General features: G+C 37.2%; 3 protein-coding genes. All 3 read left to right on the forward strand.

Annotated elements, in window-relative coordinates:
* Positions 1-237 precede the first annotated feature (237 nt).
* The gene (locus VXK47_RS03490; RefSeq protein ID WP_435547382.1) at positions 238-363 is read left to right on the forward strand and encodes a hypothetical protein; all 126 of its coding nucleotides are present in this window, start codon (positions 238-240) and stop codon (positions 361-363) included.
* A gap of 414 nt (positions 364-777) precedes the next feature.
* Positions 778-1,248, forward strand: a complete 471-nt coding sequence (locus tag VXK47_RS03495) for a type II toxin-antitoxin system VapC family toxin (protein WP_435547383.1) — start codon at positions 778-780, stop codon at positions 1,246-1,248.
* A 4-nt stretch (positions 1,249-1,252) separates the two neighbouring features.
* The gene (locus tag VXK47_RS03500) at positions 1,253-1,462 is read left to right on the forward strand and encodes a hypothetical protein (protein WP_435547384.1); all 210 of its coding nucleotides are present in this window, start codon (positions 1,253-1,255) and stop codon (positions 1,460-1,462) included.
* Positions 1,463-1,635: the final 173 nt, after the last annotated feature.

Genomic DNA, 1,635 nt, shown 5'->3' on the forward strand with positions numbered 1-1,635 from the left:
GAAGGTAAAAGACGTTATTGCGTTCTTATTTTTGGCGTTTATGTTTTGCATATTACAATCCTTTTATAACAAATCAATGAACCCAACGCCGAGTAAGTACCTTTTTAAATCCATTAACGGCGGCGGCGTGGGTTATTTCCGTCGTTCGCCAGGAAACAGGACTTAGATATGAATAGTATGAATGAAAAATTGGAATCATTTTTGATATCAAAAGAAAAGATATTATTGGATGCTTGTATGAAGTCGCCGTTTCTTATAAGCGAATCTGACGTATTGGCAAAACACTATTCATTGATTGACAAGGAAATTGAGACTTATAATGATTTTATCGTTTCTACTCAGTGGAGAGTTAAAGATAGGTAAGAAGCCGTTTTGATCTTGTAGTTGTAAAAAAATGGGCAAAAAGGTATACTCATACAAAAGAATGCTTCTCAAATAATCAACCATGTTACGCCGTAGAATATAAAATTGATGATGAACCAACATACGGGAAAGGGCATCAGTTACAAGATTTTATAAAAGACGTTAGACGGCTTTCCCAGCATTGCGATTATTTGCAAAGAGCCTTTGCCCTATACTATTACAGAGGAAATTTATCATTTAATGGTAACGCGTTTGATAAAAATTCTGTTAAGTACTTATTTAGGAATGAAAAGAATTTCAGTCATATTGAAAAATTAAATGTTTATTTTGTAGATAGGATGGGCATACATAAGCTGGATTTGAATTAACTTTATTGTTCAGGACTTTGAAAATACATTATAAGGAACAAATCTTATGGAGTCAGTTTATATTGAGACAACTGTTATCAGTTACTTGATTTCTCGACATAGCAGAGACATTTTGGTTGCTGCCCATCAACAGACGACAAACGAATGGTGGACCACTCGTCGGCGGGAATTCGAATGTTTTATTTCACAGGTAGTAATTGATGAGATTCAGGCTGGTGATAACGAGGCTTCCATGAGAAGGATGAAAGAAATTTCCCGGTTTCCAGTTTTAGAAGCATCAGTTGAAGCGGAGCATTTGGCAGAAGCAATGATTGAAGCAGAAGCTATTCCTAAAAAGGCTGTTAACGACGCTGTTCATATAGCCATTGCTGCAGTGAACAATGTCGATTACCTTTTGACATGGAATTGCAGACATTTGGCAAACGCACAACTCATTCGAAGAGTATCAGTCATTTGCAATGCAAAAGGATTCAATATGCCGGTGATTTGCACTCCGGAAGAATTAATGGGGGTATAATGCCATGTACGATGATCCAATAGTTGATGAAGTAAGAAAGATACGAGAAAAGTTAGCGGAGAAACATAATTTTGATTTAGGAGTCATATTCGAAGATATTCGGAAGCGTCAAAGCAAAGTAAAAAAAAGGCTTGTGCGCCGACAGGGCCGACAAATTGCCGAACAAGAGGCTGCACCTGACCGGAATTCCGCTTCGCTTCATTCCGGCAGATGAGCCAGTTGTTATCTTGAGCATTAAATTGAAAAATGAGAGATATGCAGCAAAATAAGATGCACAACAGTCCTATAATATTTATACTTCTTGGGATGCTCCTTGCTGTTTTTATATTTTAGACAGTACTAAAGGCTGGAATCCATATGGTTGGTGGTTCTTAGCTACATTTGCCT

The organism is Desulfobacterium sp. N47 (assembly GCF_051233685.1).
Lineage (GTDB): Bacteria > Desulfobacterota > Desulfobacteria > Desulfobacterales > RPRI01 > RPRI01.

Excerpts from the sequence above, each read along its gene's own strand:
- VXK47_RS03495 (WP_435547383.1), top strand. The coding sequence starts at position 778 with ATGGAGTCAGTTTATATTGAGACAACTGTTATCAGTTACTTGATTTCT.
- VXK47_RS03500 (WP_435547384.1), top strand. The coding sequence starts at position 1,253 with ATGTACGATGATCCAATAGTTGATGAAGTAAGAAAGATACGAGAAAAG.
- VXK47_RS03490 (WP_435547382.1), top strand. The coding sequence starts at position 238 with ATGAAGTCGCCGTTTCTTATAAGCGAATCTGACGTATTGGCAAAACAC.